Source organism: Streptomyces aurantiacus JA 4570 (genome assembly GCF_000414115.1).
In the GTDB taxonomy this organism is placed as follows: domain Bacteria; phylum Actinomycetota; class Actinomycetes; order Streptomycetales; family Streptomycetaceae; genus Streptomyces; species Streptomyces aurantiacus_A.
This window is the reverse complement of sequence record NZ_AOPZ01000135.1, coordinates 1-3640: the sequence shown is the minus strand read 5'-3', so window position 1 is coordinate 3640 and position 3640 is coordinate 1. Positions and strand designations below refer to the sequence as shown.

Below are 3640 nucleotides of genomic sequence, written 5' to 3'. Positions count from 1 at the left end.
GGCCCTCTCCTCGAACCACGCGTGCAGACACCGCTCCACCGGCTCGGTGGCGGGCACCGTGTTCCATTCGGTGAGCACCTGACGGCGTTCCGCGGAGTCGAGGGTGCTGAGGCGGGATATCCGCTCGTCCGGTGCGGCGACGACGGCGTGGAGCAGCGCGGTGTAGTGCCGTATGAAGCGCTGGACGGTCGCGCGGTCGAAGAGGCTGGTGTTGTACTCGAAGGCACCGATCAGCCCGTCGGGCGTCTCGCGCAGGTCGAGCGTGGCGTCGAACTTGGTGATGTCGAAGTCGAACTCGACGAGGGAGACGTCGAGGTCGCCGAGGCGCACCTCGCGCTCGGTGTGGGCCTCCTGGAGCACGAACGCGACCTGGAACAGCGGCGACCGGCTGAGGCTGCGTTCCAGCTGCAGGGCGTCGACGACCGCTTCGAAGGGCACGTCCTGGTGGCTGAACGCCTGGAGCGCGACGTCCTTCACGCGGCCGAGCAGGTCGGTGAAGGCCGGGTCGCCCGACAGGTCGGCGCGCATCACCAGGGTATTGGCGAAGAAGCCGATCAGCCCTTCGGACTCGATGCGCTGGCGGTTCGCGACGGGCGTGCCGACGGCGATGTCCGTCTGGTCGCTGTAGCGGTGCAGCAGCAGGGCGTAGACGGACAGCAGCGTCATGTACAGCGTGACGTCGTGCTCGTCGGCGAGTGCCTTCAGCTTCCGCAGCAGCTCCTCGGGGAGCTGGAAGCGTTCGTGCGCGCCCTGGTACGTCTTGATCGCCGGGCGGGGCCGGTCGGCGGGCAGCGACAGCCGCGCGTCGACGCCGTCGAGCCGCTGTGTCCAGTAGTCGAGCTGGCGGTCCTGCACCTCGTCGACGAGCCACTGGCGCTGCCAGTGCGCGTAGTCCGCGTACTGGATGGGCAGCGGTGCGAGCGGCGACGGCTCGCCCGCGTGGAACGCCTCGTACAGGGTGACCATCTCGCGGAAGAACACGCCGAGCGACCAGCCGTCGGAGACGCTGTGGTGCATGGTCACCAGCAGGACGTGCTCCTGCTCGGACTGGCGCAGGAGACGGACGCGGATGAGCGAGTCGTGGGCCAGGTCGAAGGGTGCCACGGCCTCGCGTTCACAGATCGACTCCAGCGCGGCGGGTTCGGTGAGCTCCTCCTCGGAGACGGTGAAGTCCCGGCCGTCGCCGATCTCCTGGTAGGGCACCCCGTCCCGTTCGACGAAGCGGGTGCGCAGCGCCTCGTGCCGCTGGACGATCTCGTCGAGGGCGCGCAGCAGGGCGGGGCGGTCGAGCGGGCCGCGCAGCCGCATCGCCATCGGGATGTTGTAGTACGCGCTGGTGCCGTCCAGTTGGGCCAGGAACCACAGGCGCTGCTGGGCGTAGGACAGCCGGTCCGGCCCGCTGCCGGAGCGCGGGCGGGGACCGATCGCCTCCAGGACGGACAGGTCCACGCCCTGCTTCTTGAGCATCGCGATGAGGGCGCGCTGCTTGTTGGCGGGCAGGGACTTGATCTTGCGGATCAGGTCGAGGGAGGTGTCGGGGCGCGTGCTGTTCGCCGTCGGCGTCGGGGGCGTCGTGGTCACTGGTTCCGGCCTTCCAACGCGTCGAGCTCTTCGTCGCTCATGTTCTCGATCAAGTCGATGCTTTCCAGGATGGTGGCCACGTCGAGCGGCCCGCCCTGGGGTGTCCCGGGCGCGCGGCGCTCCACTTCCGCGGCCATCGCGGCGAGGGTCGGCCCCTCGAAGACGGACTGCACGGTGAGCTCCGCGCCGGTCGCCTGGGCCAGGCGGTTGACCAGGCGGGTCACGAGCAGCGAGTTGCCGCCGAGGGCGAAGAAGTCGCTGTGCGCGTCCAGGTCGCCGGCGTCCGTGCGGAGCAGCTCCGCCCAGACGCCCGCGACGGTGAGCTCGGCCTCGGTGCGCGGCGGGGTCCGGCGCTCGGCCGACCGCAGCCGGTCCTCCGGTGCCGGCAGGGCCCGCTGGTCGAGTTTGCCGTTCTGGGTCAGCGGCAGCTCTTCGAGCAGGACGTGCGCGGCCGGGACCATGTACTCGGGCAGTGTCGCGCGCAGTGCCTCGCGTACGTCGGTGACGAGGGCGGTCCGGCCGGACCAGCGGGGCCGGGCCGGGGCGGCGGCGCGCTCGGCGCTCTCCCAGTCCTCGGGGTGCTCGGCGCGGCGGGCGTACACGTTGTAGAGCGTGGTGTTGCGCAGCAGGCGGTTGCCCTGTTCGCACACGACGGCGTACCCGAGGGCCTTGAGGAGCGTGACGACCTTCTCCAACTGGCCGTCGACGTCGTGGAGTTCGACGACGAGCTGGCGGATCTTCGGCCAGTCCCGCCAGTGGATGCCCTTGAGCACCTCGTACTCGGCGTTCTCCACGTCGATCTTCAGCAGGTCGATGCGGCCGATGCGCTCCTCGGCGATGATCTCCGAGAGGGTCCGCAGGCGGCAGGTGAACTGTTCGCTGTCGAGGCGGGCGTCGACGACCGCGTCGACGAGCTCGTCGCCCGCGGTGTCGTCCTGGCCGCCGTCGGTCAGCTCCTCCTGGTTGCGCAGATAGGAGCGCACCAGGTCGTGGGCCTGGTCGGCGGTCGTGACGCTGGAGGAGATGACGGTGTTGTGGCGGTAGAAGGTGAAGGTCTCCTCTGTCGCCTTCGCCGCGAGGCCGCAGTCGTACACCTTGGCGTTCAAGCCGTGCAGGGCGACGTTGCGGCGCAGCGAGTCGAAGACGGGCGGGATCGGCTCGAAGGCGTATATCCGCGCGTCCGGGCAGCGGCTGCCCGCGAACAGCGTGAACAGGCCGATGTTGGCGCCGACGTCGACGACTGTGTCGCCGTCCTCGATGGTGATGCCGTTCCGCAGGTATTCCAGGTGCGTGAAGATCTCGTCGTAGACGAAGTCGGTCTCGCTCTTGTTCTGCTGGAACACCGTCATGCCGTTGGGCAGTTCGTAGGTGCGGGCGAGCGCTTCGGGGTCGGTGCATTCCAGGTGCAGCAGTTCGCGTACCGCCGGGGCGTGGTCGGGTGCCGGGACGAGGTAGGCGACCAGGCGCTGGTCCTGCTCGTCGCCCTCGTCGTCGTAGTCGCGCACGATGACGCGGGCGTCCTGGACGGCGGGGTGTTCGGCCAGGCGGGCCTCGATCTCGCCCAGCTCGATCCGGAACCCGCGGATCTTCACCTGGTCGTCGTTGCGGCCCAGATATTCGAGCGAGCCGTCCGGCAGCCAGCGGGCCAGGTCTCCGGAGCGGTACATCCGTCCGCCCGGCTCGGGGCAGAAAGGGTCGTCCAGGAAGCGTTCGGCGGTCAGCTCGGGACGGTTCAGGTAGCCACGGGCCACGCCGGCGCCACCGACGTACAACTCCCCCACCACGCCGACGGGTGCGGGGCGGCCGCGCGAGTCCAGGACGTAGGTGCGCAGGTCGGGAATGCGTCGGCCGATGGGGCTGACGGGCCGGTCGGCGTCGGCTTCCGTCAGCGGGTGGTACGTGACGTGGACGGTGGTTTCGGTGATGCCGTACATGTTCACCAGCTCGGTGTCCTTGTTCACCGCCCGCCGCGACCACGGCTTCAGCGAGGCGACCTCCAGGGCCTCACCACCGAAGACCACCGTGCGGATGGCATGCGACTCCGGGTCCTCGCCCTGCG

2 protein-coding genes and 2 pseudogenes are annotated in these 3640 nt (G+C 69.8%); all 4 read right to left on the bottom strand.

Translation table 11 applies throughout. From position 1 onward, the window contains the following. Positions 1 to 1581, bottom strand: a 1581-nt coding sequence (locus STRAU_RS15160) for a condensation domain-containing protein (protein WP_259299913.1), incomplete at its 3' end; no start/stop codon positions are given. Beyond that, positions 1578 to 2042 carry a phosphopantetheine-binding protein gene (locus tag STRAU_RS44675; protein ID WP_397892069.1) on the bottom strand — a complete coding sequence of 155 codons (465 nt, stop codon included), beginning with the start codon at positions 2040 to 2042 and terminating at the stop codon, positions 1578 to 1580. The genes STRAU_RS44675 and STRAU_RS15160, both read right to left, overlap by 4 nt. A 255-nt stretch (positions 2043 to 2297) precedes the next feature. After that, a pseudogene (locus STRAU_RS44670) lies at positions 2298 to 2765 on the bottom strand (FkbM family methyltransferase); the annotation flags it as partial. Positions 2766 to 3029: 264 nt separating this feature from the next. Continuing rightward, positions 3030 to 3640, bottom strand: a pseudogene (locus tag STRAU_RS44665) (AMP-binding protein); the annotation flags it as partial.

Coding starts and splice junctions, on each gene's coding strand:
- STRAU_RS44675 (WP_397892069.1), bottom strand. CDS start 2,042: ATGGTCCCGGCCGCGCACGTCCTGCTCGAAGAGCTGCCGCTGACCCAG.